We start from the raw sequence: 25,490 nt of genomic DNA, 5'->3' as shown, positions 1-25,490 counted from the left end.
ATCATGTCCCGCAAGACCCCGATTGAGCGCTACCGCAACATTGGTATCTCCGCTCACATCGACGCCGGCAAGACGACGACCACCGAGCGCATCCTGTACTACACCGGCGTGAACCACAAGCTCGGCGAGGTGCACGACGGCGCCGCGACGATGGACTGGATGGAGCAGGAGCAGGAGCGGGGCATCACCATCACCTCCGCCGCCACGACCTGCTTCTGGCGCGGCATGGACATGTCGTTCCCCGAGCACCGCATCAACATCATCGACACCCCGGGCCACGTGGACTTCACCATCGAGGTGGAGCGCTCCATGCGCGTGCTCGACGGCGCCTGCATGGTGTACTGCGCCGTGGGCGGCGTGCAGCCGCAGTCCGAGACGGTGTGGCGCCAGGCGAACAAGTACAACGTGCCCCGCTTGGCCTTCGTGAACAAGATGGACCGCACCGGCGCGAACTTCTTCAAGGTCTACGACCAGATGAAGACGCGCCTGAAGGCCAACCCCGTGCCCATCGTCGTGCCCATCGGCGCCGAGGAGAACTTCAAGGGCGTGGTGGACCTGTTCAAGATGAAGGCCATCATCTGGGACGAAGCCTCCCAGGGCATGAAGTTCACCTACGAAGACATCCCGGCCGACCTGGTGGAGACCTGCCAGAAGTGGCGCGAGAACATGATCGAGGCGGCCGCCGAGTCCAGCGAAGAGCTGATGAACAAGTACCTCGAGACGGGTGAGCTGTCGGAAGAGGAGATCAAGCGCGGCCTGCGTCAGCGCACGATCGCCGGCGAAATCCAGCCGATGCTGTGCGGCACCGCCTTCAAGAACAAGGGCGTGCAGCGCATGCTCGACGCCGTCATCGAGTTCCTGCCCTCGCCGGTGGACATCCCCCCGGTCAAGGGTACCGACGAGAACGGCAACGAGACCAGCCGCCGCGCCGACGACGGCGAGAAGTTCTCGGCGCTCGCGTTCAAACTGATGACCGACCCGTACGTCGGCCAGCTCACCTTCGTGCGCGTGTACTCGGGCGTGCTCAAGTCGGGCGACACCGTCTACAACCCGATCAAGGGCAAGAAGGAGCGCATCGGCCGGATCCTGCAGATGCACGCCAACCAGCGTGACGAGATCAAGGAGATCCTGGCTGGCGACATCGCCGCTTGCGTGGGCCTGAAGGACGTGACCACCGGTGAGACCCTGTGCGACCCGGAAGCCGTCATCACGCTCGAGAAGATGGAGTTCCCCGAGCCCGTGATCCGTCAGGCCGTCGAGCCCAAGACCAAGAGCGACCAGGAGAAGATGGGCGTGGCGCTGCAGCGCCTGGCCTCGGAGGATCCGTCGTTCCGCGTCTCGACCGACGAAGAATCGGGCCAGACCATCATCGCCGGCATGGGTGAGCTGCACCTGGAGATCATCGTCGACCGCATGAAGCGCGAGTTCGGCGTGGAGGCCAACGTCGGCAAGCCCCAGGTGGCCTACCGCGAAACGATCCGCAAGACCGCCACCGACGTCGAAGGCAAGTTCGTGCGCCAGTCGGGCGGCAAGGGCCAGTACGGTCACGTCGTCTTCACGGTCGAGCCGAACGAGCCGGGCAAAGGTTTCGAGTTCGTCGACGCCATCAAGGGCGGTGTCGTGCCGCGCGAATACATCCCGGCAGTCCAGAAGGGTGTCGAGGAAGCCCTCAACGCGGGCGTGCTCGCGGGCTACCCCGTGGTCGACGTCAAGGTCACGCTGACCTTCGGTTCGTACCACGAAGTGGACTCGTCCGAACAGGCCTTCAAGATGGCCGCGTCGATCGGCTTCAAGGAGGCATGCCGGCGCGCCAACCCCGTGCTGCTCGAGCCGATGATGGCCGTCGAAGTCGAGACGCCGGAAGAGTACGCCGGTAACGTGATGGGCGACCTGTCGTCGCGTCGCGGCATGGTGCAGGGCATGGACGACCTGCCCGGCGGTGGCAAGGTCATCAAGGCCGAGGTCCCGCTGTCCGAGATGTTCGGCTACTCGACGACGCTGCGCTCGATGTCGCAGGGCCGCGCGACCTACACGATGGAGTTCAAGCACTACGCCGAGGCTCCGAAGAACGTCGCCGACGCGATCATCACCGCGCGGTCGAAGTGATCCCCGCCCGGCCTGCCGCTGGGCAGGCCGGGGTGATGCCGGTCTTCATCCGTAGGCCTGTCGCTGCCAGTGGCGACAGAACCCGCCGACGGGTGGAGACCTTAAACCGGACACTGGCTTTGCTCTTTGTGCAGGAGAACTTGAAATGGCGAAGGAAAAGTTTGAGCGGACCAAGCCGCACGTGAACGTGGGCACGATTGGTCACGTGGACCACGGCAAGACGACGCTGACGGCGGCGATCACGACGGTGCTGTCGCAGAAGTTCGGCGGTGAAGCCAAGGCGTACGACCAGATCGACGCGGCGCCCGAAGAAAAGGCGCGCGGCATCACGATCAACACCGCGCACGTCGAGTACGAGACGGCCAACCGTCACTACGCGCACGTCGACTGCCCGGGCCACGCCGACTACGTCAAGAACATGATCACCGGTGCGGCGCAGATGGACGGCGCGATCCTGGTGGTGTCGGCCGCCGACGGCCCGATGCCGCAGACGCGCGAGCACATCCTGCTGGCGCGCCAGGTCGGTGTGCCCTACATCATCGTGTTCCTGAACAAGTGCGACATGGTCGACGACGCCGAGCTGCTCGAGCTCGTCGAGATGGAAGTGCGCGAGCTGCTGTCCAAGTACGAGTTCCCCGGCGACGACATTCCGATCGTCAAGGGCTCGGCCAAGCTGGCGCTCGAAGGCGACAAGGGCGAGCTGGGCGAGCAGGCCATCATGAAGCTGGCCGAGGCGCTGGACACCTACATCCCCACGCCCGAGCGCGCGGTGGACCAGCCGTTCCTGATGCCCATCGAAGACGTGTTCTCGATCTCTGGGCGCGGCACCGTGGTGACCGGGCGTGTCGAGCGCGGCATCATCAAAGTCGGTGACGAAATCGAGATCGTGGGCCTGCGCCCGACGACCAAGACCACCTGCACCGGCGTGGAGATGTTCCGCAAGCTGCTCGACCAGGGCCAGGCGGGCGACAACGTCGGTATCCTGCTGCGCGGCACCAAGCGCGAGGAAGTCGAGCGCGGCCAGGTGCTGGCCAAGCCCGGCACGATCACGCCGCACACGCACTTCACCGCCGAGGTGTACGTGCTCTCCAAGGAAGAGGGCGGCCGCCACACGCCGTTCTTCAACAACTACCGTCCGCAGTTCTACTTCCGCACCACCGACGTCACCGGCGCCATCGAGCTGCCCAAGGACAAGGAGATGGTGATGCCCGGCGACAACGTGACGATCACCGTCAAGCTGATCGCCCCGATCGCCATGGAAGAGGGTCTGCGCTTTGCGATCCGCGAAGGCGGCCGTACCGTCGGCGCCGGCGTGGTGGCCAAGATCATCGAATAACGCATGGTGCCCCCGGTTGCCGCACGCTGAACGCGCGCACGGCAACCACCCCCCGAGGGGGTACGCCTTCGCCTTGGGGCGGCCCGGCGGCGAAGGCGCCCTTCGAACACCAGCCTCTTCGTCGTGGCCCCAGTGGCCACGACCTTGCTCTTTGGAGTGACCATGCAAAAGCAAAAGATCCGGATCCGCCTCAAGGCGTTCGACTACAAACTGATCGACCAGTCGGCGCTCGAGATCGTGGACACCGCCAAGCGCACCGGCGCGATCGTCAAGGGCCCCGTGCCCCTGCCGACCCGCATCCAGCGCTTCGACATCCTGCGTTCGCCGCACGTCAACAAGACCAGCCGCGACCAGTTCGAGATCCGCACCCACCAGCGCCTGATGGACATCGTCGACCCGACCGACAAGACCGTCGACGCGCTGATGAAGCTGGATCTCCCCGCTGGCGTGGACGTCGAGATCAAGCTGCAGTAGAGGGCGATCGCCCAGCAGTCAAGCGGCGCGAAGGGTTGTTGCATTGCCGGCGTTCCGCCGGCGTTGCTATAATCCCCTGCTTTTCTGCAAAGAGCCCACCTTGGTGGGCCTTTGTGGTTTCTATGGCGGCCCGCGCTCGGGGTGACCCGGCGGGGGGTTCGCATGACAGGTCAGCCCGGCCAATCGCTGTCGGGCATTGGAGAAAACAATGAGTCTTAGCAATCGTCTCGGATTGCTGGGCCGCAAGGTGGGCATGATGCGCATCTTCACGGACGACGGCGACGCCGTGCCCGTGACGGTGCTCGATGTGTCCAACAACCGCGTGACCCAGGTCAAGACCGTCGAGACCGACGGCTACTGCGCCCTGCAGGTGGCGTTCGGCGTGCGCAAGGCAAGCCGCGTCACCAAGCCGGAAGCCGGCCACTTCGCCAAGGCGGGGGTGGAGGCGGGCGAGGTCCTCAAGGAATTCCGTGTGCCGGCCGAGGTGGCTGCCGAGTACAAGCCCGGCGCCCAGCTGCCGGTCACGCTGTTCTCGGTGGGCCAGAAGGTCGACGTGCAAGGCACCTCGATCGGTAAGGGCTTCGCCGGCACCATCAAGCGTCACAACTTCGGTTCGCAGCGCGCCTCCCACGGTAACAGCCGCTCGCACAACGTGCCCGGCTCGATCTCGATGGCGCAGGACCCGGGCCGTGTCTTCCCGGGCAAGCGCATGTCCGGTCACCTGGGTGACGAAACCGTGAGCGTTCAGAATCTCGACATCGTCCGCGTCGACGAGGCCCGCCAGCTGCTGCTGGTCAAGGGCGCCGTGCCGGGCGCCAAGGGCGGCCACGTCGTGGTGCGTCCTGCCGTCAAGGTCAAGGTCAAGAAAGGAGCCCAGTGATGCAACTCGAGCTCCTGAATGAGCAGGGCCAGGCCGCCTCGAAGGTCGATGCGCCCGACACCGTGTTCGGCCGCGACTACAACGAAGCGCTCGTCCACCAGGTCGTCGTCGCCTACCAGGCCAACGCGCGCCAGGGCACCCGCGCCCAGAAGGACCGCGCGACCGTCAAGCACTCCACGAAGAAGCCGTGGCGTCAGAAGGGCACGGGCCGTGCGCGTGCCGGTATGACGTCCTCGCCGCTGTGGCGTGGGGGCGGTCGCATCTTCCCGAACAGCCCCGACGAGAACTTCAGCCAGAAGGTCAACAAGAAGATGTACCGCGCCGGCATGGCCGCCATCTTCTCGCAGCTGGCGCGTGAAGGCCGTCTGGCGGTGGTCGAGTCGCTCAAAGTCGACGCGCCCAAGACGAAGCTGCTGGCGCAGAAGTTCAAGGCCATGGGTCTGGACTCGGTCATGGTGATCGCCGACGAGGTCGACGAGAACCTGTACCTGGCCTCCCGCAACCTGGCCAACGTGCTCGTCGTCGAGCCCCGCTATGCCGATCCGCTGTCGCTGGTCTTCTACAAGAAGGTCCTGGTGACCAAGGGTGCGATCGAGCAGCTCAAGGAGATGTTCGCATGAGCGCTCAGAAATTCGATGAAGGCCGCCTGGCCCAAGTGCTGGTCGCCCCGATCGTGTCCGAGAAGGCCACCAACGTCGGCGAGAAGCACAACCAGGTGCTGTTCAAAGTCCTGCGCGACGCCACCAAGCCGGAGATCAAGGCTGCCGTCGAACTGATGTTCAAGGTCCAGGTGGAGTCGGTGCAGACCGTGAATCAGAAGGGCAAGGCCAAGCGCTTTGGTCGCACCATCGGCCGACGTGACCACGTCAAGAAGGCCTATGTGTCGCTAAAGGAAGGCCAGGAGCTCAACTTCTCCGGGGAGGCTGCGTAAATGGCCGTCGTCAAACTCAAGCCCACCTCGCCCGGCCGCCGCGCCGTGGTGAAAGTGGTGCACAAGCACCTGCACAAGGGCGAGCCCGAGAAGTCGCTGCTGGAGCCGCAAAAGCAAAAGGCCGGCCGCAACAACAACGGGCACATCACCACCCGTCACAAGGGCGGTGGTCACAAGCATCACTACCGTGTGATCGACTTCCGTCGCAACAAGGACGGCATCCCCGCCAAGGTCGAGCGCATCGAGTACGACCCCAACCGTACGGCCCACATCGCGCTGGTGTGCTACGCCGACGGCGAGCGTCGCTACATCATCGCGCCGCGCGGTCTGGAAGTGGGTGCGACCGTGCTGTCCGGTTCCGAGGCGCCGATCAAGGCGGGCAACACGCTGCCGATCCGCAACATCCCGGTCGGCTCGACCATCCACTGCATCGAGATGATGCCGGGCAAGGGCGCGCAGATCGCCCGCGCGGCCGGCTCCTCCGCGGTGCTGATGGCCCGCGAGGGCGCCTATGCCCAGATCCGTCTGCGTTCGGGTGAGGTCCGCAAGATCCACATCGACTGCCGTGCGACGATCGGCGAGGTCAGTAACGAGGAGCACAGCCTGCGCCAGTACGGCAAGGCCGGCGCGATGCGTTGGCGCGGCATCCGCCCGACCGTGCGTGGCGTGGCGATGAACCCGATCGACCACCCGCACGGTGGTGGCGAAGGCCGCACCGGCGAGGCGCAGGCTCCGGTGTCGCCGTGGAACACGCTGACCAAGGGCTACCGCACTCGCAGCAACAAGCGCACGCAGAACATGATCGTGTCGCGTCGCAAGAAGTAAGGGGTAGGTCATGGCTCGTTCACTGAAAAAAGGTCCGTTCGTTGACCACCACCTGATGGCCAAGGTCGAGGCGGCCGCCGCCACCAAGGACAAGAAGCCGATCAAGACCTGGTCGCGGCGCTCGACGATCCTGCCCGAGTTCATCGGTCTGACGATCGCGGTGCACAACGGCAAGCAGCATGTGCCTGTCTACGTGACCGACCAGATGGTCGGCCACAAGCTCGGCGAGTTCGCGCTGACCCGCACCTTCAAGGGTCACCCCGCCGACAAGAAGGCGAAGAAGTAAGGAGTGGCGATGGAAACCCGTGCAGTCGTTCGCGGCGTGCGTCTGTCGGCCCAGAAGGGCCGGCTGGTCGCCGATCTGATCCGCGGCAAGAAGGTGGACCAGGCGCTCAACATCCTGACGTTCACGCCCAAGAAGGCGGCCGTGATCATCAAGAAGGCGCTCGAGTCCGCGATCGCCAATGCCGAGCACAACGACGGTGCCGACATTGACGAACTGAAGGTCAAGACGATCTACGTGGAGCAAGGCCCCACGCTGAAGCGCTTCACGGCCCGTGCGAAGGGCCGCGGCAACCGCATCAGCAAGCCGACCTGCCACATCTTCGTGACCGTGGGCAACTGACAGGCAGACAGGAAGACTATGGGACAGAAGATTCATCCGACCGGTTTCCGGCTGCCCGTCACCCGTGCCTGGGCGTCGCGCTGGTACGCGTCCAACCGCAACTTCGGCCAGATGCTGGCCGAGGACCTGCAGGTGCGCGAGTACCTGAGGTCGCGGCTCAAGAACGCGGCGGTCTCTCGCATCCTGATCGAGCGTCCGGCCAAGAACGCCCGCATCACCATCTTCTCGGCGCGTCCGGGGGTGGTGATCGGCAAGAAGGGCGAGGACATCGAGAACCTGAAGGCCGAACTCGCCAAGCGTCTGGGCGTGCCGGTCGCGGTCAACATCGAAGAGGTGCGCAAGCCCGAGATCGATGCGCAACTGATCGCCGACTCGATCACCCAGCAGCTCGAGAAGCGCATCATGTTCCGCCGCGCGATGAAGCGTGCGATGCAAAACGCGATGCGCCTGGGTGCCCAGGGTATCAAGATCATGTCGTCCGGCCGTCTGAACGGCATCGAGATCGCCCGTACCGAGTGGTATCGCGAAGGCCGTGTGCCGCTGCACACCCTGCGTGCCGACATCGACTACGGCTTCTCGGAGGCCAAGACGACCTACGGCGTCATCGGTGTCAAGGTGTGGGTCTACAAGGGCGACACGCTCGGCCGTGGCGAAGCGCCGGCGGCCAAGACCGACGAGCGTCCCGAGGAGGACCGCCGCGGCCGTCGCGGACCGCGTGGCGATCGTCCGGCCGGTGAGCGCCGCGGTCCCCGGGGCGGCGCCGCTGCCCGTGGCGGTCGCACCGAGGCCCCGGCCGACGGCAGCGACAAGCCTGCCGAGGCGACCGACGCCAAGACGCCTGCCGTCAAGCGGGTCCGCAAGACCGCTGGCGAGGGCAAAGGAGAATAATCATGTTGCAACCCGCTCGTCGAAAGTTTCGTAAAGAGCACAAGGGCCGCAACACCGGCATCGCCACGCGCGGCACGACCGTCGCATTCGGCGACTTCGGTCTGAAGGCCACCGAGCGCGGCCGCATCACGGCCCGCCAGATCGAGGCGGCCCGTCGCGCGATCTCCCGCCACGTCAAGCGTGGCGGGCGGATCTGGATCCGCATCTTCCCGGACAAGCCGATTTCCCAGAAGCCGGCCGAGGTCCGCATGGGTAACGGCAAGGGCAACCCCGAGTACTACGTCGCCGAGATCCAGCCGGGCAAGGTCCTGTACGAGATCAACGGCGTGCCCGAGCAGCTGGCCCGCGAGGCGTTCCAGCTCGCGTCGGCCAAGCTGCCGGTGCGCACGATTTTCGTGTCGCGCCAGGTCGGCGCCTGATCGACGCACTTCGGAGAATCGACATGAAAGCATCTGAACTGCGTCAGAAGGACGTCGCCGGTCTCGAGAAGGAGATCAGCGAGCTGTTGAAGGCCCATTTCGGTCTGCGCATGCAGAAGGCCACCCAGCAGCTGGGCAACACCTCGGCCCTGGGCAAGACGCGCCGCGACATCGCCCGCGCCAAGACCATCCTGGCCGAGAAGAAGAAAGAAGGAGCTGCCAAGTGACGGACGCTCAAGCCCCGCAGAAGAACACCCGTACCCTGATCGGCCGCGTGGTGAGCGACAAGCGCACCAAGACCGTGACGGTGCTGGTGGAGCGACGCGTCAAGCACGAGCTGTATGGCAAGATCGTGGCCCGTTCCCGCAAGTACCACGCCCATGACGAAAGTGGCGAGTACAAGGTGGGCGACCTGGTCGAGATCGCCGAAGGCCGGCCCGTGTCCAAGACCAAGTCCTGGTACGTGACTCGTCTGATCGAGAAGGCCCGCGCGGTCTGATCGGTCCCTGATCCGCGGCGCCGCCCCCGGTGGCGCACCTCGATGGCCGGCCGCCCCTTGGCGCCCGGCCATTTGTCATTCGGTGCCTGACACTCACCTCGAGGAGACAGCCATGCTGAAAGTTGGAGACCGCCTGCCGGCCGCAACCGTCTACGAATACGTCGAAGTCGAGGGCAACGGCTGCTCGATCGGCCCGAACCCCGTCGACGTGTCCCAGGCGGTGGCGGGCAAGACGATCGCGATCTTCGGCCTGCCCGGCGCGTTCACGCCCACGTGCTCGGCGCAGCACCTGCCGGGTTACGTTCAACTGGCCGAACAATTCCGCGAAGCTGGGGTGGACGAGATCTGGTGCGTCTCGGTGAACGACGCCTTCGTGATGCGCGCCTGGGGCCGCGATCAAGGGGTCGCGGGCAAGGTGCGCATGATGGCAGACGGGAGCGCCGAGTTCTCGCGCGCCACGGGGCTGACCCTGGATCTGACCGCCCGCGGGATGGGCGTGCGCAGTGCGCGCTACTCCATGCTCGTGCAAGACGGGGTGGTCCAGGCGCTGAACGTCGAGGCGCCCGGGAAGTTCGAGGTGAGCGGCGCGCAGGCCTTGCTCCAGCAGGCGCAGGCGCTGCGCCGCAGGTGAGGGCGGGCCGCCTGGTCCCCGGGCACGCCCCCGCGATCGGCAGGGGCTCCGGGCGGTGCCAGGGCGCAGTCCCTTGCTTGACAAGGGGATGAGGCTCAGCCCATAATTCGCAGCTTCGCCGGAAGTGGCTTGGTGCGCTCCACGCGTATCAGGTGCTTTCGGATCTGCCCAAACCGGCCGGGCAAGCCTGGCCAGACGGGCCCAAGACTGACCGCGCCGCCCCTGTGATGGGCACAGGGGGTACAGCGGGAGAAGTTGGGGACACACATGATCCAAATGCAATCGCGACTGGACGTCGCCGACAACACGGGCGCGAAGTCCGTCATGTGCATCAAGGTGCTCGGCGGTTCCAAGCGTCGTTACGCTGGCATCGGCGACATCATCAAGGTCAGCATCAAGGAAGCCGCGCCCCGCGGTCGCGTGAAGAAGGGCGAGGTCTACAACGCCGTGGTGGTCCGCACCGCCAAGGGTGTGCGTCGCCAGGACGGCTCGCTGATCAAGTTCGACGGCAACGCCGCGGTGCTGCTGAACAACAAGCTGGAGCCGATCGGCACCCGCATCTTCGGCCCGGTCACGCGCGAGTTGCGCACCGAGCGCTTCATGAAGATCGTGTCGCTGGCTCCGGAAGTGCTCTGAGCTGCGAGCGAGGACAGGCCATGAACAAGATTCGTAAGGGCGACGAGGTCATCGTGTTGACCGGTCGCGACAAGGGCAAGCGCGGCAAGGTTGCCGCTCGCATCGATGCCGACCACATCCTGGTCGAGGGCGTGAACGTCGTGAAGAAGCACGTGCGTCCGAACCCCCTGAAGGGCACGACCGGCGGCATCGTCGAGAAGAGCATGCCGATCCACCAGTCGAACGTGGCGATCTTCAACCCCGCCACCGGCAAGGCCGACCGCGTGGGGATCAAGCTGCTGGCTGACGGCAAGAAGGTGCGTGTCTTCAAGTCCAACGGCGAAGAGATCAAGGCGTAAAGAGGTTCGAGATGGCTCGTTTGCAAGAGTTCTACCGCGACAAGGTGGTCCCGAACCTCGTCAAGAAGTTCGGCTACAAGTCGGTGATGGAGGTGCCCCGCATCACCAAGATCACGCTCAACATGGGCGTGAGCGAGGCGGTGGCCGACAAGAAGGTCATGGAAAACGCCGTGGGCGACCTGACCAAGATCGCCGGCCAGAAGCCGGTCGTCACCAAGGCGCGCAAGGCCATCGCGGGCTTCAAGATCCGCGAGGGCGTGCCCATCGGGTGCATGGTCACCCTGCGCGGCGCCCGTATGTACGAATTCCTCGACCGCTTCATCACGATTGCGCTGCCCCGTGTGCGTGACTTTCGCGGTGTGTCCGGTCGTTCGTTCGATGGTCGCGGCAACTACAACATCGGGGTCAAAGAGCAGATCATCTTCCCCGAGATCGAGTACGACAAGGTCGACGCGCTTCGCGGCCTGAACATCAGCATCACCACGACGGCCAAGACCGACGAGGAGTGCAAGGCGCTGCTCGCGGAATTCCGTTTCCCCTTCAAGAACTGAGGTGGCTCGTGGCTAAACTTTCTCTCAAGCAGCGCGAGATCAAGCGCGCCAAACTGGTCGCCAAGTACGCGAAGAAGTACGCCGAACTGAAGGCGATCGCCGACGATGCCAAGAAGTCGGACGAGGAGCGTTACCTCGCCCGCCTCGAGCTGCAGAAGCTGCCTCGCAACGCCAACCCGACGCGCCAGCGCAACCGCTGCGGCCTGACCGGTCGTCCGCGCGGCACGTTCCGCAAGTTCGGCCTGGCCCGTAACAAGATTCGTGAACTGGCTTTCCGCGGCGACATTCCGGGCGTCGTCAAGGCCAGCTGGTAATCGGCACGAGTAGGAGAAATCCGATGAGCATGAGTGATCCTATCGCCGATATGCTGACCCGCATCCGCAACGCGCAAATGGTCGAGAAGGCCAGCGTGACGATGCCGTCGTCCAAGCTGAAGGTCGCGATCGCCCAGGTCCTGAAGGACGAGGGTTACATCGAGGGCTTCCAAGTGCGCGGCGATGCTGCCAAGCCGGAGCTCGAGATCGCGTTGAAGTACTACGCCGGTCGCCCCGTCATCGAGCGTCTGGAGCGCGTGAGCCGCCCGGGCCTGCGCATCTACAAGGGCCGTGACGCCATTCCTCAGGTCATGAACGGTCTGGGCGTGGCCATCGTCACCACCCCGAAGGGCGTGATGACCGACCGCAAGGCACGCCAGGCCGGTGTCGGCGGCGAAGTCCTGTGCTACGTGGCCTGATGGAGGGAGACGAGTAATGTCCCGCGTTGGAAAAATGCCGGTCGCCGTCCCCCAGGGTGTGGAGATCGCGATCACCGCTGAGCAGATCAGCGTCAAAGGCGCGCTCGGCGCGCTGTCCCGTCCCACGCACAAGCTGGTGACGGTCAAGAACGAAGGCGGCAAGCTGACCTTCGTGCCCGTGAACGACACGGCCGAGGCCGATGCCATGTCCGGCACGATGCGCGCACTGGTCGCCAACATGGTCAACGGCGTGAGCAAGGGCTTCGAGAAGAAGCTGACGCTGGTGGGCGTGGGTTATCGCGCTCAAGCCCAGGGCCAGAAGCTGAACCTGCAGATCGGTTTCTCGCATCCGGTGGTCAAGGAAATGCCTGCCGGGATCAAGGTCGAGACGCCGTCGCAGACCGAGATCCTGATCAAGGGCGCGGACCGCCAGGCGGTCGGCCAGGTCGCCGCCGAGGTGCGCGCGATCCGTCCGCCGGAGCCGTACAAGGGCAAAGGCATCCGTTACGCCGACGAAAAGGTCTCTCTGAAAGAGACCAAGAAGAAGTAAGGAGCCGCGACATGTTGAACAAGAAGGATCAGCGCCTGCGTCGCGCCCGCCAGACCCGCGTCCGCATCGCCAAGCAGCGTGCGGTGCGCCTGACGGTGTTCCGCTCCAACCAGCACATCTACGCCAGCGTCATCTCCGAGGATGGCTCGCGCGTGCTGGCCACCGCTTCGACGGCCGAGAAGGAAGTGCGCGAGCAGCTTGGTGCTGCGGCGGGCAAGGGCGGCAACGTCGCTGCGGCCGTGATCGTCGGCAAGCGCATCGCCGAGCGCGCCAAGGCGGCTGGCATCGAGAAGGTGGCGTTCGACCGCGCCGGCTACGCCTACCATGGCCGCGTGAAGGCCCTGGCCGAGGCGGCCCGCGAGGGTGGCCTGCAGTTCTAAGCGCACGACCACAAGGAAACATCAATGGCTAAGTTTCAACCGAAAGTGGCGGACGAAGGTCGCGACGACGGTCTGCGCGAGAAGATGATCGCGGTCAACCGCGTGACCAAGGTCGTCAAGGGTGGCCGCATCCTCGGCTTTGCCGCCCTGACCGTGGTCGGCGACGGTGACGGCCGCATCGGCATGGGCAAGGGCAAGGCGCGCGAAGTGCCGGTGGCCGTGCAGAAGGCGATGGAGCAGGCCCGCCGCAACATGTTCAAGGTGAGCCTGAAGAACGGCACGCTGCATCACAACGTGACCGGCGAGCACGGCGCTGCCAAGGTGCTGATGGCCCCGGCCCCGGCCGGTACCGGCATCATCGCGGGCGGCCCGATGCGCGCGGTGTTCGAGGTCATGGGCGTGACAGACATCGTGGCCAAGAGCCACGGCTCGACCAACCCGTACAACATGGTGCGTGCCACGCTGGACGCGCTGAAGAAGTCGACCACCGCGGCCGAGATCGCCGCCAAGCGCGGCAAGACGGTTGAAGAGCTCTTCAACTGAGGCCGGGAGAAGCGTCATGGCTGAAGAAAAGAAGACCGTGAAGGTGAAGCTGGTTCGCAGCCCGATCGGGACGCGCGAATCGCACCGTGCCACCATCCGTGGCTTGGGGCTGCGCAAGCTCAACAGCGAGGCCGTGCTCGAAGACACGCCGGCCGTGCGCGGCATGATCAACAAGGTGAGCTACCTGGTGAAGGTGCTCTGAAGCGGGCTGAGGACAAGATGCAACTCAACACCATCAAGCCGGCCGAAGGCTCCAAGCACGCCAAGCGTCGCGTGGGCCGTGGCATCGGCTCCGGCCTCGGCAAGACCGCGGGCCGCGGCCACAAGGGCCAGAAGTCCCGCGCGGGTGGTTACCACAAGGTGGGCTTCGAAGGCGGTCAGATGCCGCTGCAACGCCGCCTGCCCAAGCGTGGCTTCAAGTCGCCGACCGTCAAGTTCAACGCCGAGATCCGTCTGTCGGACCTCGAGCGGCTGGACCTGCCGGAAGTCGACCTGTTGGCCCTCAAGCAGGCCGGACTCGTGCCGGAGCTGGCGAAGAACGTCAAGGTCATCGCGGCGGGCCAGCTGACCAAGAAGGTCGTGCTCAAGGGCGTGGCTGCGACGAAGGGCGCCAAGGCGGCCATCGAGGCGGCCGGCGGCTCGCTGGCCGAGTAAGCACCCACCGTACGACGGGCTGTAGGACATCCAAGCAGTGGCAACCAGCGCAACACAGTTGGCCAAGACCGGGAAGTTCGGCGACCTGCGTCGCCGGCTCGTCTTCCTGGTGCTGGCGCTCGTGGTCTATCGCATCGGTGCGCACATCCCGGTGCCCGGGATCGACCCGGCTCAGCTGCAGCAGCTCTTCCAAGGGCAGCAAGGCGGCATCCTGAGCCTGTTCAACATGTTCTCGGGCGGCGCGCTGTCGCGCTTCACGGTGTTCGCGCTGGGGATCATGCCGTACATCTCGGCATCGATCATCATGCAGCTGATGACCTACGTGATCCCGAGCCTCGAGGCCCTGAAGAAGGAAGGCGAGGCCGGTCGTCGCAAGATCACGCAGTACACCCGCTACGGCACGCTCGGTTTGGCGCTGTTCCAGTCGCTGTCCATCGCCATCGCGCTGGAGAGCTCGCCGGGGCTGGTGCTCAACCCCGGTTTCGGGTTCCGCATCACCGCGATGGTGAGCCTCACGGCCGGCACGATGTTCCTGATGTGGCTGGGTGAGCAGATCACGGAACGTGGCCTGGGCAACGGGATTTCGATCCTGATCTTCGCTGGCATCGCCGCGGGGCTGCCGAGCGCCATCGGCGGGCTGTTCGAGCTGGTGCGCACGGGTGCGATGAGCATCCTGGTCGCCTTGTTCATCATCGTGCTGGTGGCGCTGGTCACCTACCTGGTCGTGTTCGTGGAGCGGGGTCAGCGCAAGATCTTGGTCAACTACGCCAAGCGCCAGGTGGGCAACCGCGTGTACGGTGGGCAGTCGTCGCACCTGCCGCTCAAGCTGAACATGGCCGGGGTGATTCCGCCGATCTTCGCGTCGTCGATCATCCTGTTGCCGGCCACGGTGGTGAGCTGGTTCAGCAGCGGCGACAGCCTGCGCTGGCTGAAGAACATCGCCGACGCGCTGCACCCGGGCCAGCCGGTGTACGTGATGCTGTATGCCGCCGCGATCGTGTTCTTCTGCTTCTTCTACACGGCGCTCGTGTTCAACAGCCGCGAGACGGCCGACAACCTGAAGAAGAGCGGTGCCTTCATTCCGGGCATCCGTCCGGGTGAACAGACGGCGCGTTACATCGACAAGATCCTGTCGCGTCTGACGCTGGCGGGTGCGGTGTACATCACCGCGGTGTGTCTGCTGCCGGAGTTCTTGATCCTGAAGTACAACGTGCCGTTCTACTTCGGCGGGACCTCCCTGCTGATCATCGTGGTGGTGACGATGGATTTCTGGGCTCAGGTGCAGTCGTACGTCATGTCGCAGCAGTATGAGTCCCTGTTGAAGAAGGCGAACTTCAAGGCGGGTTGAACCGCACGCGGCAGACGAAGCGAGAATCGGCGATGGCGAAAGACGACGTCATTCAGATGCAGGGCGAGGTGATCGAGAACCTCCCCAACGCGACGTTCCGCGTGAAGCTGGAGAACGGGCACGTGGTGCTCGGCCACATCTCGGGCAAGATGCGTATGCACTACATCCGCATCCTCCCGGGCGACAAGGTGACGGTCGAGCTCACCCCGTACGATTTGAGTCGTGCTCGCATCGTGTTCCGAGCGAAGTGAGCGTTGGTTTTCGGTTACTCGGAACATCGGTCGGTCAGTAGCGCCGCAGCGAGCAACAAGAGGTCAAGGAGAAGACCATGAAAGTTTCGGCATCCGTCAAGAAGATCTGCCGCAATTGCAAGATCATCCGTCGCAAGGGCGTGGTTCGTGTGATCTGCACCGATCCCCGTCACAAGCAGCGCCAGGGCTGAGCCGAGCGCTCACCCGGATGAATGCGAACTAGAGGACGCACATGGCACGTATTGCTGGTATCAACATTCCGCCCCACAAGCACACCGAGATCGGCTTGACGGCGATCTACGGCATCGGTCGTCCGACCGCCCAGAAGATCTGCGACGCTTGCGGCATTCCCTACTCGAAGAAGGTCAAGGACCTGACGGACGCCGATCTGGAGAAGATCCGCGAGGAAGTCGGTAGGCTGACGATCGAGGGCGACCTGCGCCGCGAGGTGTCCATCAACATCAAGCGTCTGATGGACCTCGGCTGCTATCGCGGATTCCGCCATCGCCGCGGCCTGCCGGTGCGTGGCCAGCGTACGCGCACCAACGCCCGCACCCGCAAGGGCCCGCGCAAGGCCGGCGTCGCGCTGAAGAAGTAAGCCCGTCGCTCCACGCTGATTGAAAGAAGGTCAACATGGCTAAAGCACCTGCCAACAACGCCGCCCGGCGCGTGAGCAAGAAGGTCCGCAAGAACGTCGCGGACGGCATCGCGCACGTGCACGCGTCGTTCAACAACACCATCATCACGATCACCGACCGCCAGGGCAACGCGCTGTCCTGGGCGTCCAGTGGTGGACAAGGCTTCAAGGGTTCGCGCAAGTCCACCCCGTTCGCGGCCCAGGTCGCGGCCGAGGTGGCTGGTCGTGCCGCCCAGGAGCAGGGCATCAAGAACCTGGATGTCCAGATCAAGGGCCCGGGCCCCGGCCGCGAGTCGTCGGTGCGTGCGCTGGCAGCGCTGGGGATCCGTATCACGTCGATCTCCGACGTGACGCCGATCCCGCACAACGGCTGCCGTCCGCAGAAGCGCCGTCGCATCTAATACAATAGAGAGCTTTTTGGTTCGCCGGCGGGGCGCGTGAGCGTCCGGCCGGCGGTTTCGTTGAAGCCCACCGTCTGCGCGACTCCCGGACCTCGACGTCCCCGGCGCCAGACTCGCGCATGTGCCGCGTTGCGGGCGTGCGTCAGATCGAAGAGGATAAACTCAAGTGGCACGCTACCTCGGCCCCAAGGCCAAACTCTCCCGCCGTGAAGGCACCGACCTCTACCTGAAGAGCGCCCGCCGCCCGATCGGCGACAAGGCGAAGTTCGAATCCAAGCCTGGCCAGCACGGCCGCACTTCCGGCTCCCGCACCTCCGACTTCGGTCAGCAGCTGCGCGAAAAGCAGAAGGTCAAGCGCATGTACGGCGTGCTCGAGCGCCAGTTCCGCCGCTACTTCGCGGAAGCCGAGCGCCGCAAGGGCAACACCGGCTCGAACCTGCTGGCCATCCTCGAGTCGCGCCTGGACAACGTCGTCTATCGCATGGGCTTCGCCTCGACCCGCGCCGAGGCCCGCCAGCTGGTGTCGCACAAGGCCATCACGGTCAACGGCGAGGTGGTGAACATCCCGTCGTACCTGGTCAAGGCCGGTGACGTGATCGCGGTGCGCGAGAAGGCGAAGAAGCAGCTGCGCATCCAGGACGCGTTCAAGCTGGCCGAACAGGTGGGCCTGCCGGCCTGGGTGCAGGTCGACGGCACGAAGCTCGAGGGCGTGTTCAAGAAGGTCCCGGACCGCGACGAGTTCGGCGCCGAGATCAACGAATCGCTGATCGTCGAGTTGTACTCCCGCTGATCCTGAGGGCTGGCCCACGCCCCGCGGATGGCGCGGGGCGTGGGCGTCTGCCTTTCCCGGTCCTGGCGCGGGAAGATTTCGCCGGGTGGTCCATCAGCCTTATCGGTGTAACGAGCCGAGGGTATTGACAGGAAGACCTCATGCAAACGAATTTGCTCAAACCCAAAGCCATCAACGTGGAGCCGCTGGGCGGCCACCGCGCGAAGGTGACGCTGGAGCCCTTCGAGCGGGGCTACGGCCACACGCTGGGCAATGCCCTGCGCCGCGTGCTGCTGTCGTCGATGGTGGGTTACGCGCCGACCGAGGTGACGATCGCCGGCGTGCTGCACGAGTACTCCATGATCGATGGCGTGCAGGAAGACGTCGTCCACATCATGCTCAACCTGAAGGGCGTGGTGTTCCGCCTGCACAACCGGGAAGAGGTCACCCTGGTGCTGCGCAAGGAAGGCGAGGGCCCGGTGACGGCGGGTGACATCCAGACGCCGCACGACGTCGAGATCATCAACCCCGAGCATGTGATCGCCCACCTGTCGCAGGGCGGCAAGCTCGACATGCAGATCAAGGTCGAGAAGGGCCGCGGATACGTTCCGGGCAACATGCGCCGCTTTGGCGATGAGCCGACCAAGGCGATCGGCCGCATCGTGCTGGATGCGTCGTTCTCGCCCGTCAAACGCGTGAGCTACACCGTCGAGAGCGCTCGCGTGGAGCAGCGCACCGACCTGGACAAGCTGGTGATGGAGATCGAGACCAACGGCGCCATCTCGCCCGAGGAAGCGATCCGGGCGTCGGCCAAGATCCTGGTGGAGCAACTGGCCGTGTTCGCCCAGCTGGAAGGCAGCGAGATCGCCGCGTTCGAGCAGCCGGCCCAGCGCGCGCAGCAATTCGACCCGATCCTGCTGCGCCCGGTGGACGAGCTCGAGCTGACCGTGCGCTCGGCCAACTGCCTGAAGGCCGAGAACATCTACTACATCGGCGACCTGATCCAGCGCACCGAGACCGAGCTGCTCAAGACCCCGAACCTGGGTCGCAAGTCTCTCAACGAGATCAAGGAAGTGCTGGCTTCGCGCGGCCTGACGCTCGGCGTGCGGCTCGAGAACTGGCCGCCGTCCGGCCTGGACAAGCGCTGAGGCGCGGCCCCGGCCGCCTTGGAGCCGGCGTCAGCCCCGCGCGTCGGGAGATTGGCTTCGCGGGGCCGGGCAGGATCCAAGAGCCAGGATGTAGAGAAACGGGCGCTCCCTGACGGGGCGCCGAGGGGCCGCAGAGGGGCGTCAGAACGCTCGGGCGGCCCCGATCGTGGGATTGTTGGAATGGGCGTGCGCCGCATGGCGCTTCGCCCGGTGCACCCGGCGGTACCTTGAACCGGCCGCCGGTTTTGATAAGGAAAGGAAAGCACCATGCGTCACCGTCAAGGTCTTCGCAAACTCAACCGCACCTCGTCGCACCGTCTGGCGATGCTGCGCAACATGGCCAACTCGCTGATCGAGCACGAGGCGATCAAGACCACCGTGCCCAAGGCGAAGGAACTGCGCCGCGTCGTGGAGCCGCTGATCACGCTGGGCAAGAACCCGACGGTGGCCAACAAGCGCCTGGCGTTCGCCCGCCTGCGCAATCGCGAGAACGTGGTCAAGCTGTTCGAAGTGCTGGGGCCCCGTTACGCCAGCCGTCCGGGCGGCTACACGCGCATCCTGAAGATGGGCTTCCGCGTCGGCGACAACGCGCCTTTGGCGTTCGTCGAGCTGGTGGACCGGCCCGAGCCGACGGAAGCGGCCCAGGCGCCCGAAGCGGCGGAGTAAGCGCTGCGACCCTGCCGCCGCTTTCCCGGTGGCAGTCGTCAGATCTCGAGGGCCAGCCTGCGCTGGCCCTTTGTCTTGGTGCTGCGCATCCTTGCGCGGTGCTCGTTGCGGCCGGCTTTGGCACACTGCGAGACCATGCCTGCAGGAGATGTACTTTTCACGGTCGAGGGCCTGAGCAAGCAGTTCGGGGCGCAGCGCGTGGTCGACGACTTGTCGTTCGAGATCCGCCGTGGGGAGTGCCTCGGCGTGATCGGCCCCAACGGGGCGGGCAAGACGACCACGATCCGCATGTGCCTGGGGCTCGTCGCCCCGGATGCAGGCCGTATCACGGCTTTCGGCATGCCGATCCCCGAGCGCGTGCGCGAGGCCAAGAGCCGAATCGGCGTCGTGTCTCAGTTCGACAGCCTGGACCCGGACTTCACTTGCGCGGAGAACCTGGTCGTCTACGGCCGCTACTTCGGCCTGCCGGCGCGCACCATCGCCGCCCGCGTGCCGGGCCTGTTGGACTTCGCGGCCCTGCAATCGAAGGCGAATTCCAAGCCCGGCGAGCTTTCCGGGGGCATGCGGCGGCGGCTGAGCCTGGCGCGCGCGCTGATCAACGACCCCGACCTGCTGCTGCTCGACGAGCCGACGACCGGGCTGGACCCGCAGGCGCGCCACCTGATGTGGGAGCGGCTCAAACTGCTCCTGCAGCAAGGCAAGTCGATCCTGCTGACCACGCACTTCATGGACGAAGCCGAGCGGCTGTGCGACCGCCTGCTGGTGCTGGACCACGGACGCAAGATCGCCGAGGGCCGGCCGCGGGACCTGATCGCCGAGCACCTGGAGGGCGACGTGATCGAGGTCTATGGCGACGGCGCTCGCGAACTGGGCGGGCGCTACGGTGACCTGGCCGAGCGGGTGGAGTCGAGCGGGGAGACCGTCTTCTTCTACCTGCGCGACCCGCAGCCCCTGCTGCAGCGCCTGGCCGGCGAGCACGGGGTGCGCTACCTGCACCGTCCGGCCAACCTGGAAGATCTGTTCCTGAAGCTCACCGGTCGCCAGATCCGCGACGACGCCTGAGCATGACGAGCCCTGGGGAGCCGACATGAGCACCGCCTGGTACGCCCTTCCTCGCATCTCGGCACGCGCGTGGCCGGTGGTGCAGCGCAACCTGCTGGTGTGGCGCAAGCTCGCGGTGCCCAGCCTGGTGGGCAACATCGCCGAGCCGTTGATCATCCTCGTGGCCTTCGGCTACGGGCTCGGGGCGCTCGTCGGCCGGGTCGATGGCCTGCCCTACGTGCTCTTCCTCGCCTCGGGCAGCATCTGCATGAGCAGCATGTATGCCGCGTCCTTCGAGGCCTTGTACTCGGCGTTCTCGCGCATGCACGTCCAGAAGACGTGGGACGGGATCATGAACGCGCCGGTGTCGCTCGACGACATCGTGTTCGCGGAGATGCTCTGGGCGGCCACCAAGGCGATGTTCTCGGCCACCGCGATCGCGCTCGTGCTCTTTGCCCTGGACATCAGCCGGCAGCCCACGTTGATCGTCGCGCTGCCGGTGCTTTTCGTGGTGGGCATCACCTTTTCGTCGGTGGCTCTGGTCTTCAATGCGCTGGCCAAGGGCTACGATTTCTTCACCTATTACTTCACGCTGGTGTTGACGCCGATGACGTTCCTGTCGGGGGTGTACTTTCCCCTTGGGCAGTTGCCGGGCTGGTTGCAGGCCCTGGCGCACGTGCTGCCGTTGACCGCCGCGGTGGAGCTGGTGCGCCCGCTGGTCATCGGCGAGTGGCCCCAGGACTGGGCAGGTCCCCTGGGGGTGCTCCTGGCCTACGCGGTGGGCGGATACTACCTGGCGCTGGTGCTGACGCGCCGGCGCTTCTTTCGATGAAGGAGCGGGACGGCATGGAAACCGGAGTGTGCCTGGTGCTTTGCACGGCGCCGGACGAGGCGAGCGCCGAGCGCGTCGTGCGGCCACTGCTCGAGGAGCGGCTGATCGCCTGCGCCAACCTGTTGCCTCGGGCCCGCTCGCTGTACTGGTGGCAAGGGCAGGTCGAGGAGGCCAGCGAGGTGGTGCTCCTGATGAAGACGGCGGCCGACCGCGTCGAGGCGCTGCGCCAGCGGCTTGCGCAGCTGCATCCCTACGACGTGCCCGAGCTGCTGGTGGTGCCGGTGGAGGGGGGCCTGGAACCCTACCTCGCTTGGGTGGTCTCAGAAACGAGGAATCGATCGGCATGAGACGGATCTTGCGGGTGCTGCTATGGACATGGGCCGTGCTGGCGGCAGGCTGGGCCGCGCCCGCGGCGGCACAGGACTTCCTCGACCCGGAAGACGCGTTCCGTCTTTCGGCGGCGGTCGTGGCGCCGCGCGAGGTGGAGTTGCGGTTCCAGGTCGCGAAGGGCTACTACCTCTACGACGAGCAGTTCGGGTTTGCCGCAGAGGGAGCCCGCCTGGGGCCGGTGCAACTCCCCGAGGGCAAGGTCAAGTACGACGAGACATTCAAAAAGGACGTCGAGGTCCACCGCGGTCTGGTGCGCATCCGCGTGCCGGTAGAGCAGGCGCCGCCGGACTTCGAGCTGCTGGTGAAGAGCCAGGGCTGCGCCGACCTCGGCCTGTGCTACCCGCCGGCGGAGCACCGCGTGCGCGTGCAGCTGGCGGCCTTCGGGGCCGCGGCGGATGCGGTGTCGGTGCGCTCGGCGGAGGAGTCCGCGGCGGGGCCGGCCGCGGCCCCGGGCGGATGGCTGCGCGATCTCTGGAAGGGAGATGAGACGAAGGGGGCGGCTGAAGGGGCGGCCCCGGGGGGTGCGAACCCCACGATCCCCGGGGCGGCGGCCGTGGAGCCCGGGCGCATCGAGGCGACCTTGCAGTCGGGCCGCTGGGGCCCGACGGTCGTGGTGTTCTTCGTGGCGGGCTTGCTGCTCTCCCTGACCCCGTGCGTGCTGCCGATGATTCCGATCCTGTCGTCGATCATCGTGGGCGAGGCGGGCGAGGGCGGCGAGCGCCCGGAGCGACGGCGCGCGCTGCCGCTGGCGGTGAGCTACTCGTTCGGCATGGCGCTCGTCTACACGCTGTTCGGTGTGGCCGCGGGGCTCGCGGGCGAGGGGCTGGCCGCGGCGCTGCAGACGCCCCTGGTGCTGGGGGTGTTCGCCGCGCTGCTGGTGCTCCTGGCGCTGTCGATGTTCGGCTTTTATGACTTGCAGCTGCCGACGCGCTGGCGCCACGGGCTGTCGCACGCGTCGTCGCGGTTGCCGGGCGGCAAGCTGGCCGGCGTCTTCGTCATGGGGGGCGTGTCGGCGCTCATCGTGAGCCCGTGCGTGGCCGCGCCTTTGGCGGGGGCGCTGGTCTACATCAGCCAGACGCGCGACGTGTGGCTGGGCGGGACCGCTCTGTTCGCGCTGGCCTGCGGCATGAGCGTGCCCCTGCTGCTCGTGGGGGCGTCCGCCGGGCACTGGCTGCCCAAGAGCGGCGCGTGGATGGAGCACGTGAAGCACTTCTTCGGCGCGGTGCTCATCGCGGTGGCCATCTACCTCCTGCAGCCGGTGCTGCCCGGTTGGGCGTCCATGGTGCTCTGGGGAGCCTGGCTGCTGATCGGCGCCGTGTACCTGCGCGTCTTCGAGTCGCTGCATCCCGGGGCGCGGGGCTGGCACCGATTCTTCAAGGGTGTGGGCGTGGTGCTCGCGGTGCTGGGCGTGGTGCAACTGGTGGGGGCCGCCTCGGGCGGGCGCGATCCGTGGCAGCCGCTCGCCCATCTGGCCCGCGCCCAGGCGGCGGGGGTGGGCCCGGTCGCCGGTCTGCAGTTCCAGAAGGTGCGCACGACGGAAGAGCTCGACCGCCTGCTCGCCACCGCCCAGCGTCCCGTGATGCTGGACTTCTATGCCGACTGGTGCGTGTCGTGCAAGGAGATGGAGGCGTTCACGTTCAGCGACCCGCGCGTGCAGGCCCGGCTCGCGCCGGTGCTGCTGCTCAAGGCAGACGTGACCGCGAACAACGCCGACGACCGGGCGCTGCTCAAGCGCTTCGGCCTGTTCGGCCCACCGGGCACCTTGTTCTTCGACGCGCAGGGGCGCGAGGTGCCGGCGGCACGGGTGATCGGCTACCAGTCGGCCGACCGCTTCTTGCGCACGTTGGAGGTGGCCGGGTTGTGAAGGCTGCAACGCCGGGGCGCCTCCGAGCGGAGAAACGGCAGGCGATTGGACAAGGCGTCGAAAGCTATGCTATAGTTTCACTTCTCTGACGCGGGGTGGAGCAGTCTGGTAGCTCGTTGGGCTCATAACCCAAAGGTCGTTGGTTCAAATCCAGCCCCCGCAACCAAATTCCGACAGGCCCTCCGTGCGAGGGCCTGTTTGCTTTGGAGCGGCGTGCATGGCCGGGCGAGGAGTGTGACGACATGAGCGGTGCGCTGCAACTCGGTCCTCTGTTGCTGCCTTTCCCGCTCCTGCTGGTCGTGGCGTCCGCCCTCATCGCGCTGGCGCTGGGGCGGTGGCTCGGCCGCGAGGCGGCGGCGGACGCCGAGCGCGCGGTGTGGCGGGCCCTCATGGTGGGCTTGGTGCTGTCCCGCCTGGGGTTCGTGTACGAGTACCGCTCGCTCTACCTCGGTGCGCCGCTGTCCATCATCGACATCCGCGATGGCGGGTGGAACCTGCCCGTGGGCCTGGCGGGCGCGTGGCTGTATGCGCTGCACGCCGCGCGGCGCTCGCCATCGCTGCGCAGGCCCCTGTATGGGGCGCTTGCCGCCGGCACGGCGCTGCTCGTGGGCGGGACGTCGCTGCTGGCGCTGCGCGGTCCTCAGGGGCCGGCGTTGCCCGACCTGACGTTTGCCTCGCTGGAGGGCGAGAGGGTGCGGCTGCGCGACTTCGAGGGCCGTCCCACCGTCGTCAATCTCTGGGCGACGTGGTGTCCCCCCTGCCGCCGCGAGATGCCGGTGCTGCAGCAGGCGCAGGCCGAGCGCCCGGAGGTGAACTTCGTGTTCCTGAACCAGGGCGAGGCTGCGGCGCACGTGCGCGGCTGGCTGCAGTCCGAGGGGCTGACGCTGAAGAACGTGCTGCTCGACCCGCCGCGCCAGGCCAGCGCCTACTTCCGTCAGCAGGGTTACCCGACGACGCTGTTCTTCGACCGTCAGGGCCGGCTCGTGGCGGTCCGTGTGGGCGAGCTGTCGGCTGCCACGCTGGCGCAGCGGCTCGGTCGGTTGTCGCCTTGAGGGCGGCGGGCACACGCCTTGCTCGCTGCGGCGTGTCCCTCTTGGGCCGCCATGGAACGCATTCACACCCCCGGTTTCGACTCCGGCGAGGACGCCCGGCAGCAGCGTCTGGAGTGGTCTGTGCAACGGATCGTGTGGCCGGTGCTGGTGGCCCTGTGGCTCGCCATCGGGCTCGGGCTGCTGGGGCAGGGGCCGCTGGCGCGCTCGCGCGTGGCGGCCGGCGACGAGATCTCGCTGGAGTTTCAGCGCTTCGCGCGCCGGCTCTCGCCGGCGGCGCTCGAAATCCGCGCGGTGCCGCGCACCGACCGGCTGCGCCTGCAACTGGCCCGCAGCTACACCGAGGCGGTGGATGTCCAGCAGGTGTATCCGCAGCCGGCCCGAATGATGGGCGTCGAGGGTGCCACCCAGCTGGAGTTCGATGTGACGCCCGGCCGGCCCTTCGACGTGCGGTTGCAGACGCGCCCGCGATCGATGGGTCGTGTGCACGGGTGGGTGGCGGTGGAGGGCGGGGCGCGCCTGTCGTTCTCGCAGTTCGTGTACCCCTGAAGGAGCCTGGCGGTGGACACGATCCTGCGCACGCTTGCGATCTACCTCTTCCTGCTGGTGCTGTTCCGGCTGAGCGGCAAGCGCACGCTGAGTGAGCTGTCTACGTTCGACTTCATCTTGCTGCTGATCATCAGCGAGGCGACGCAGAACGCGCTGCTGGGCGAGGACTACTCGCTCGTCACCGGGCTGACGGTGATCCTCACCCTCGTGATGCTGGACCTCGGACTGTCGGTGTTGAAGAAGAGATCGCGTGTGGTGGAGAAAGTCACCGAAGGCACTCCGCTGGTGATCGTGGAGCACGGGCGGCTGCTCAAGGAGCGGCTGTCAAAGACCCAGGTGACCGAAGACGACATCATGCAGACCGCGCGCCAGACCCAGGGGCTGGAGCGCCTGGACCAGATCAAGTACGCGGTGCTCGAAACGAGCGGCGGCATCTCCATCATCCCGCGCGAGCTGCCGCCGCTGGAGGGGCTGGAGGACCGCATCGAGGACGCGGTCGCAAGGGCGCTGGCCAGACGGCAGGGCTGAGCCGGTCCGCCGGCAGCG

General features: G+C 66.2%; 39 protein-coding genes and 1 tRNA gene. All 40 read left to right on the top strand.

The genetic code is table 11. The annotated features are described in order from the left end of the window. The first annotated feature begins 3 nt into the window (after window positions 1-3). The 40 genes from fusA to OMP39_RS13350 all read left to right on the top strand — a co-directional run bounded on the left by fusA (window position 4) and on the right by OMP39_RS13350 (window position 25,472). Window positions 4-2,106, top strand: coding sequence for an elongation factor G (gene fusA, locus OMP39_RS13545; RefSeq protein WP_264892271.1), 2,103 nt, complete (start codon window positions 4-6; stop codon window positions 2,104-2,106). A 145-nt stretch (window positions 2,107-2,251) separates the two neighbouring features. Then, on the top strand, window positions 2,252-3,442 hold the full coding sequence (gene tuf / locus OMP39_RS13540; RefSeq protein ID WP_264892270.1) for an elongation factor Tu: 1,191 nt from the start codon (window positions 2,252-2,254) through the stop codon (window positions 3,440-3,442). Between the two features lie 162 nt (window positions 3,443-3,604). Continuing rightward, complete coding sequence (gene rpsJ / locus OMP39_RS13535; RefSeq protein ID WP_264892269.1) at window positions 3,605-3,916, top strand: 30S ribosomal protein S10; 312 nt, start codon at window positions 3,605-3,607, stop codon at window positions 3,914-3,916. A 208-nt stretch (window positions 3,917-4,124) separates the two neighbouring features. Then, window positions 4,125-4,796: a 50S ribosomal protein L3 gene (rplC, locus tag OMP39_RS13530; RefSeq protein ID WP_264892267.1), complete on the top strand. Its 672-nt coding sequence runs from the start codon at window positions 4,125-4,127 to the stop codon at window positions 4,794-4,796. Continuing rightward, window positions 4,796-5,416 carry a 50S ribosomal protein L4 gene (gene rplD / locus OMP39_RS13525; protein WP_264892266.1) on the top strand — a complete coding sequence of 207 codons (621 nt, stop codon included), beginning with the start codon at window positions 4,796-4,798 and terminating at the stop codon, window positions 5,414-5,416. The genes rplC and rplD overlap by 1 nt, the downstream gene beginning before the upstream one ends. After that, window positions 5,413-5,727, top strand: coding sequence for a 50S ribosomal protein L23 (rplW, locus tag OMP39_RS13520; RefSeq protein WP_264892265.1), 315 nt, complete (start codon window positions 5,413-5,415; stop codon window positions 5,725-5,727). Before rplD ends, rplW begins: the two co-directional genes overlap by 4 nt. Then, window positions 5,728-6,552 (top strand): 50S ribosomal protein L2, encoded by an 825-nt coding sequence (gene rplB, locus OMP39_RS13515; protein WP_264892264.1) that lies wholly within the window; start codon window positions 5,728-5,730, stop codon window positions 6,550-6,552. It begins immediately after the preceding gene. Window positions 6,553-6,562: 10 nt separating this feature from the next. Further along, window positions 6,563-6,838: a 30S ribosomal protein S19 gene (gene rpsS / locus OMP39_RS13510; RefSeq protein WP_264892263.1), complete on the top strand. Its 276-nt coding sequence runs from the start codon at window positions 6,563-6,565 to the stop codon at window positions 6,836-6,838. A 9-nt stretch (window positions 6,839-6,847) separates the two neighbouring features. Continuing rightward, window positions 6,848-7,177, top strand: coding sequence for a 50S ribosomal protein L22 (rplV, locus tag OMP39_RS13505; RefSeq protein ID WP_264892262.1), 330 nt, complete (start codon window positions 6,848-6,850; stop codon window positions 7,175-7,177). 18 nt (window positions 7,178-7,195) lie between these two features. Beyond that, entirely contained in the window at window positions 7,196-8,065 is an 870-nt protein-coding gene (gene rpsC, locus OMP39_RS13500) for a 30S ribosomal protein S3 (protein ID WP_264892260.1), read from the top strand. 2 nt (window positions 8,066-8,067) lie between these two features. Further along, complete coding sequence (gene rplP, locus OMP39_RS13495; RefSeq protein WP_264892259.1) at window positions 8,068-8,484, top strand: 50S ribosomal protein L16; 417 nt, start codon at window positions 8,068-8,070, stop codon at window positions 8,482-8,484. Window positions 8,485-8,507: 23 nt separating this feature from the next. Next, window positions 8,508-8,711: a 50S ribosomal protein L29 gene (gene rpmC / locus OMP39_RS13490; protein ID WP_264892258.1), complete on the top strand. Its 204-nt coding sequence runs from the start codon at window positions 8,508-8,510 to the stop codon at window positions 8,709-8,711. Beyond that, window positions 8,708-8,983 (top strand): 30S ribosomal protein S17, encoded by a 276-nt coding sequence (gene rpsQ, locus OMP39_RS13485; protein ID WP_264892257.1) that lies wholly within the window; start codon window positions 8,708-8,710, stop codon window positions 8,981-8,983. The genes rpmC and rpsQ overlap by 4 nt, the downstream gene beginning before the upstream one ends. Before the next feature lie 112 nt (window positions 8,984-9,095). After that, window positions 9,096-9,614: a peroxiredoxin gene (locus OMP39_RS13480; protein WP_264892255.1), complete on the top strand. Its 519-nt coding sequence runs from the start codon at window positions 9,096-9,098 to the stop codon at window positions 9,612-9,614. Window positions 9,615-9,881: 267 nt separating this feature from the next. Further along, window positions 9,882-10,250, top strand: a complete 369-nt coding sequence (gene rplN / locus OMP39_RS13475) for a 50S ribosomal protein L14 (RefSeq protein WP_264892254.1) — start codon at window positions 9,882-9,884, stop codon at window positions 10,248-10,250. 20 nt (window positions 10,251-10,270) lie between these two features. Then, window positions 10,271-10,588 (top strand): 50S ribosomal protein L24, encoded by a 318-nt coding sequence (rplX, locus tag OMP39_RS13470; RefSeq protein WP_264892253.1) that lies wholly within the window; start codon window positions 10,271-10,273, stop codon window positions 10,586-10,588. Between the two features lie 11 nt (window positions 10,589-10,599). Beyond that, window positions 10,600-11,139 carry a 50S ribosomal protein L5 gene (gene rplE, locus OMP39_RS13465; protein WP_264892252.1) on the top strand — a complete coding sequence of 180 codons (540 nt, stop codon included), beginning with the start codon at window positions 10,600-10,602 and terminating at the stop codon, window positions 11,137-11,139. Window positions 11,140-11,147: 8 nt separating this feature from the next. After that, on the top strand, window positions 11,148-11,453 hold the full coding sequence (rpsN, locus tag OMP39_RS13460; protein ID WP_264892251.1) for a 30S ribosomal protein S14: 306 nt from the start codon (window positions 11,148-11,150) through the stop codon (window positions 11,451-11,453). A 23-nt stretch (window positions 11,454-11,476) separates the two neighbouring features. Next, window positions 11,477-11,872, top strand: coding sequence for a 30S ribosomal protein S8 (gene rpsH, locus OMP39_RS13455; RefSeq protein WP_264892250.1), 396 nt, complete (start codon window positions 11,477-11,479; stop codon window positions 11,870-11,872). A gap of 16 nt (window positions 11,873-11,888) precedes the next feature. After that, window positions 11,889-12,422, top strand: a complete 534-nt coding sequence (rplF, locus tag OMP39_RS13450) for a 50S ribosomal protein L6 (protein ID WP_264892249.1) — start codon at window positions 11,889-11,891, stop codon at window positions 12,420-12,422. An 11-nt stretch (window positions 12,423-12,433) separates the two neighbouring features. Beyond that, entirely contained in the window at window positions 12,434-12,802 is a 369-nt protein-coding gene (gene rplR / locus OMP39_RS13445; protein WP_264892248.1) for a 50S ribosomal protein L18, read from the top strand. Between the two features lie 24 nt (window positions 12,803-12,826). Then, entirely contained in the window at window positions 12,827-13,345 is a 519-nt protein-coding gene (gene rpsE, locus OMP39_RS13440) for a 30S ribosomal protein S5 (RefSeq protein ID WP_264892247.1), read from the top strand. Between the two features lie 16 nt (window positions 13,346-13,361). Next, entirely contained in the window at window positions 13,362-13,547 is a 186-nt protein-coding gene (gene rpmD / locus OMP39_RS13435) for a 50S ribosomal protein L30 (protein WP_206165476.1), read from the top strand. 17 nt (window positions 13,548-13,564) lie between these two features. Then, window positions 13,565-13,999, top strand: a complete 435-nt coding sequence (gene rplO / locus OMP39_RS13430; RefSeq protein ID WP_264892246.1) for a 50S ribosomal protein L15 — start codon at window positions 13,565-13,567, stop codon at window positions 13,997-13,999. Window positions 14,000-14,036: 37 nt separating this feature from the next. Next, a complete protein-coding gene (secY, locus tag OMP39_RS13425) occupies window positions 14,037-15,347 on the top strand; it encodes a preprotein translocase subunit SecY (RefSeq protein WP_264892245.1) in 1,311 nt (436 codons plus the stop codon). Window positions 15,348-15,379: 32 nt separating this feature from the next. Then, window positions 15,380-15,598 (top strand): translation initiation factor IF-1, encoded by a 219-nt coding sequence (infA, locus tag OMP39_RS13420; protein WP_004521905.1) that lies wholly within the window; start codon window positions 15,380-15,382, stop codon window positions 15,596-15,598. A gap of 77 nt (window positions 15,599-15,675) precedes the next feature. Further along, window positions 15,676-15,789: a 50S ribosomal protein L36 gene (gene rpmJ, locus OMP39_RS13415; RefSeq protein WP_012348927.1), complete on the top strand. Its 114-nt coding sequence runs from the start codon at window positions 15,676-15,678 to the stop codon at window positions 15,787-15,789. A gap of 41 nt (window positions 15,790-15,830) precedes the next feature. After that, window positions 15,831-16,196 carry a 30S ribosomal protein S13 gene (gene rpsM, locus OMP39_RS13410; protein WP_264892241.1) on the top strand — a complete coding sequence of 122 codons (366 nt, stop codon included), beginning with the start codon at window positions 15,831-15,833 and terminating at the stop codon, window positions 16,194-16,196. Window positions 16,197-16,231: 35 nt separating this feature from the next. After that, window positions 16,232-16,636: a 30S ribosomal protein S11 gene (rpsK, locus tag OMP39_RS13405; RefSeq protein ID WP_264892240.1), complete on the top strand. Its 405-nt coding sequence runs from the start codon at window positions 16,232-16,234 to the stop codon at window positions 16,634-16,636. 166 nt (window positions 16,637-16,802) lie between these two features. Next, a complete protein-coding gene (rpsD, locus tag OMP39_RS13400; RefSeq protein WP_264892239.1) occupies window positions 16,803-17,426 on the top strand; it encodes a 30S ribosomal protein S4 in 624 nt (207 codons plus the stop codon). A gap of 140 nt (window positions 17,427-17,566) precedes the next feature. Continuing rightward, complete coding sequence (locus OMP39_RS13395; RefSeq protein ID WP_264892238.1) at window positions 17,567-18,553, top strand: DNA-directed RNA polymerase subunit alpha; 987 nt, start codon at window positions 17,567-17,569, stop codon at window positions 18,551-18,553. Between the two features lie 267 nt (window positions 18,554-18,820). Beyond that, on the top strand, window positions 18,821-19,219 hold the full coding sequence (gene rplQ, locus OMP39_RS13390) for a 50S ribosomal protein L17 (RefSeq protein WP_264892236.1): 399 nt from the start codon (window positions 18,821-18,823) through the stop codon (window positions 19,217-19,219). Window positions 19,220-19,354: 135 nt separating this feature from the next. After that, window positions 19,355-20,281, top strand: a complete 927-nt coding sequence (locus tag OMP39_RS13385) for an ATP-binding cassette domain-containing protein (protein ID WP_264892235.1) — start codon at window positions 19,355-19,357, stop codon at window positions 20,279-20,281. Between the two features lie 25 nt (window positions 20,282-20,306). Continuing rightward, entirely contained in the window at window positions 20,307-21,092 is a 786-nt protein-coding gene (locus tag OMP39_RS13380) for an ABC transporter permease (RefSeq protein WP_264892234.1), read from the top strand. A gap of 14 nt (window positions 21,093-21,106) precedes the next feature. Next, the gene (gene cutA, locus OMP39_RS13375) at window positions 21,107-21,439 is read left to right on the top strand and encodes a divalent-cation tolerance protein CutA (protein ID WP_264892233.1); all 333 of its coding nucleotides are present in this window, start codon (window positions 21,107-21,109) and stop codon (window positions 21,437-21,439) included. Beyond that, window positions 21,436-23,346, top strand: a complete 1,911-nt coding sequence (dsbD, locus tag OMP39_RS13370; RefSeq protein ID WP_264892231.1) for a protein-disulfide reductase DsbD — start codon at window positions 21,436-21,438, stop codon at window positions 23,344-23,346. The genes cutA and dsbD overlap by 4 nt, the downstream gene beginning before the upstream one ends. A gap of 89 nt (window positions 23,347-23,435) precedes the next feature. Further along, a tRNA-Met gene (locus OMP39_RS13365) sits at window positions 23,436-23,512 on the top strand. Between the two features lie 76 nt (window positions 23,513-23,588). Then, window positions 23,589-24,398: a TlpA family protein disulfide reductase gene (locus OMP39_RS13360; protein WP_264892230.1), complete on the top strand. Its 810-nt coding sequence runs from the start codon at window positions 23,589-23,591 to the stop codon at window positions 24,396-24,398. A gap of 51 nt (window positions 24,399-24,449) precedes the next feature. Then, complete coding sequence (locus OMP39_RS13355) at window positions 24,450-24,944, top strand: energy transducer TonB (protein WP_264892229.1); 495 nt, start codon at window positions 24,450-24,452, stop codon at window positions 24,942-24,944. A 12-nt stretch (window positions 24,945-24,956) separates the two neighbouring features. Then, window positions 24,957-25,472 carry a DUF421 domain-containing protein gene (locus OMP39_RS13350; protein WP_264892228.1) on the top strand — a complete coding sequence of 172 codons (516 nt, stop codon included), beginning with the start codon at window positions 24,957-24,959 and terminating at the stop codon, window positions 25,470-25,472. Window positions 25,473-25,490: the final 18 nt, after the last annotated feature.

Source organism: Schlegelella aquatica, from assembly GCF_026013905.1.
Lineage (GTDB): Bacteria > Pseudomonadota > Gammaproteobacteria > Burkholderiales > Burkholderiaceae_C > Caldimonas > Caldimonas aquatica.
The sequence above is the reverse complement of the archived record's forward strand: the minus strand, read 5'-3'. Positions and strand labels throughout refer to the sequence as shown.

Coding starts and splice junctions, on each gene's coding strand:
- rplO (WP_264892246.1), top strand. CDS start 13,565: ATGCAACTCAACACCATCAAGCCGGCCGAAGGCTCCAAGCACGCCAAG.
- OMP39_RS13355 (WP_264892229.1), top strand. CDS start 24,450: ATGGAACGCATTCACACCCCCGGTTTCGACTCCGGCGAGGACGCCCGG.
- rplB (WP_264892264.1), top strand. CDS start 5,728: ATGGCCGTCGTCAAACTCAAGCCCACCTCGCCCGGCCGCCGCGCCGTG.
- OMP39_RS13385 (WP_264892235.1), top strand. CDS start 19,355: ATGCCTGCAGGAGATGTACTTTTCACGGTCGAGGGCCTGAGCAAGCAG.
- fusA (WP_264892271.1), top strand. CDS start 4: ATGTCCCGCAAGACCCCGATTGAGCGCTACCGCAACATTGGTATCTCC.
- rpmC (WP_264892258.1), top strand. CDS start 8,508: ATGAAAGCATCTGAACTGCGTCAGAAGGACGTCGCCGGTCTCGAGAAG.
- rpsM (WP_264892241.1), top strand. CDS start 15,831: ATGGCACGTATTGCTGGTATCAACATTCCGCCCCACAAGCACACCGAG.
- OMP39_RS13380 (WP_264892234.1), top strand. CDS start 20,307: ATGAGCACCGCCTGGTACGCCCTTCCTCGCATCTCGGCACGCGCGTGG.
- rpsC (WP_264892260.1), top strand. CDS start 7,196: ATGGGACAGAAGATTCATCCGACCGGTTTCCGGCTGCCCGTCACCCGT.
- infA (WP_004521905.1), top strand. CDS start 15,380: ATGGCGAAAGACGACGTCATTCAGATGCAGGGCGAGGTGATCGAGAAC.
- rpsH (WP_264892250.1), top strand. CDS start 11,477: ATGAGCATGAGTGATCCTATCGCCGATATGCTGACCCGCATCCGCAAC.
- cutA (WP_264892233.1), top strand. CDS start 21,107: ATGGAAACCGGAGTGTGCCTGGTGCTTTGCACGGCGCCGGACGAGGCG.
- tuf (WP_264892270.1), top strand. CDS start 2,252: ATGGCGAAGGAAAAGTTTGAGCGGACCAAGCCGCACGTGAACGTGGGC.
- rplE (WP_264892252.1), top strand. CDS start 10,600: ATGGCTCGTTTGCAAGAGTTCTACCGCGACAAGGTGGTCCCGAACCTC.
- rpsJ (WP_264892269.1), top strand. CDS start 3,605: ATGCAAAAGCAAAAGATCCGGATCCGCCTCAAGGCGTTCGACTACAAA.
- rplW (WP_264892265.1), top strand. CDS start 5,413: ATGAGCGCTCAGAAATTCGATGAAGGCCGCCTGGCCCAAGTGCTGGTC.
- OMP39_RS13360 (WP_264892230.1), top strand. CDS start 23,589: ATGAGCGGTGCGCTGCAACTCGGTCCTCTGTTGCTGCCTTTCCCGCTC.
- rpsE (WP_264892247.1), top strand. CDS start 12,827: ATGGCTAAGTTTCAACCGAAAGTGGCGGACGAAGGTCGCGACGACGGT.
- rplF (WP_264892249.1), top strand. CDS start 11,889: ATGTCCCGCGTTGGAAAAATGCCGGTCGCCGTCCCCCAGGGTGTGGAG.
- rplV (WP_264892262.1), top strand. CDS start 6,848: ATGGAAACCCGTGCAGTCGTTCGCGGCGTGCGTCTGTCGGCCCAGAAG.
- rplD (WP_264892266.1), top strand. CDS start 4,796: ATGCAACTCGAGCTCCTGAATGAGCAGGGCCAGGCCGCCTCGAAGGTC.
- rpsK (WP_264892240.1), top strand. CDS start 16,232: ATGGCTAAAGCACCTGCCAACAACGCCGCCCGGCGCGTGAGCAAGAAG.
- rpsS (WP_264892263.1), top strand. CDS start 6,563: ATGGCTCGTTCACTGAAAAAAGGTCCGTTCGTTGACCACCACCTGATG.
- rpmD (WP_206165476.1), top strand. CDS start 13,362: ATGGCTGAAGAAAAGAAGACCGTGAAGGTGAAGCTGGTTCGCAGCCCG.
- rpmJ (WP_012348927.1), top strand. CDS start 15,676: ATGAAAGTTTCGGCATCCGTCAAGAAGATCTGCCGCAATTGCAAGATC.
- rplR (WP_264892248.1), top strand. CDS start 12,434: ATGTTGAACAAGAAGGATCAGCGCCTGCGTCGCGCCCGCCAGACCCGC.
- dsbD (WP_264892231.1), top strand. CDS start 21,436: ATGAGACGGATCTTGCGGGTGCTGCTATGGACATGGGCCGTGCTGGCG.
- rplC (WP_264892267.1), top strand. CDS start 4,125: ATGAGTCTTAGCAATCGTCTCGGATTGCTGGGCCGCAAGGTGGGCATG.
- rplP (WP_264892259.1), top strand. CDS start 8,068: ATGTTGCAACCCGCTCGTCGAAAGTTTCGTAAAGAGCACAAGGGCCGC.
- rplN (WP_264892254.1), top strand. CDS start 9,882: ATGATCCAAATGCAATCGCGACTGGACGTCGCCGACAACACGGGCGCG.
- rplX (WP_264892253.1), top strand. CDS start 10,271: ATGAACAAGATTCGTAAGGGCGACGAGGTCATCGTGTTGACCGGTCGC.
- OMP39_RS13395 (WP_264892238.1), top strand. CDS start 17,567: ATGCAAACGAATTTGCTCAAACCCAAAGCCATCAACGTGGAGCCGCTG.
- rplQ (WP_264892236.1), top strand. CDS start 18,821: ATGCGTCACCGTCAAGGTCTTCGCAAACTCAACCGCACCTCGTCGCAC.
- OMP39_RS13480 (WP_264892255.1), top strand. CDS start 9,096: ATGCTGAAAGTTGGAGACCGCCTGCCGGCCGCAACCGTCTACGAATAC.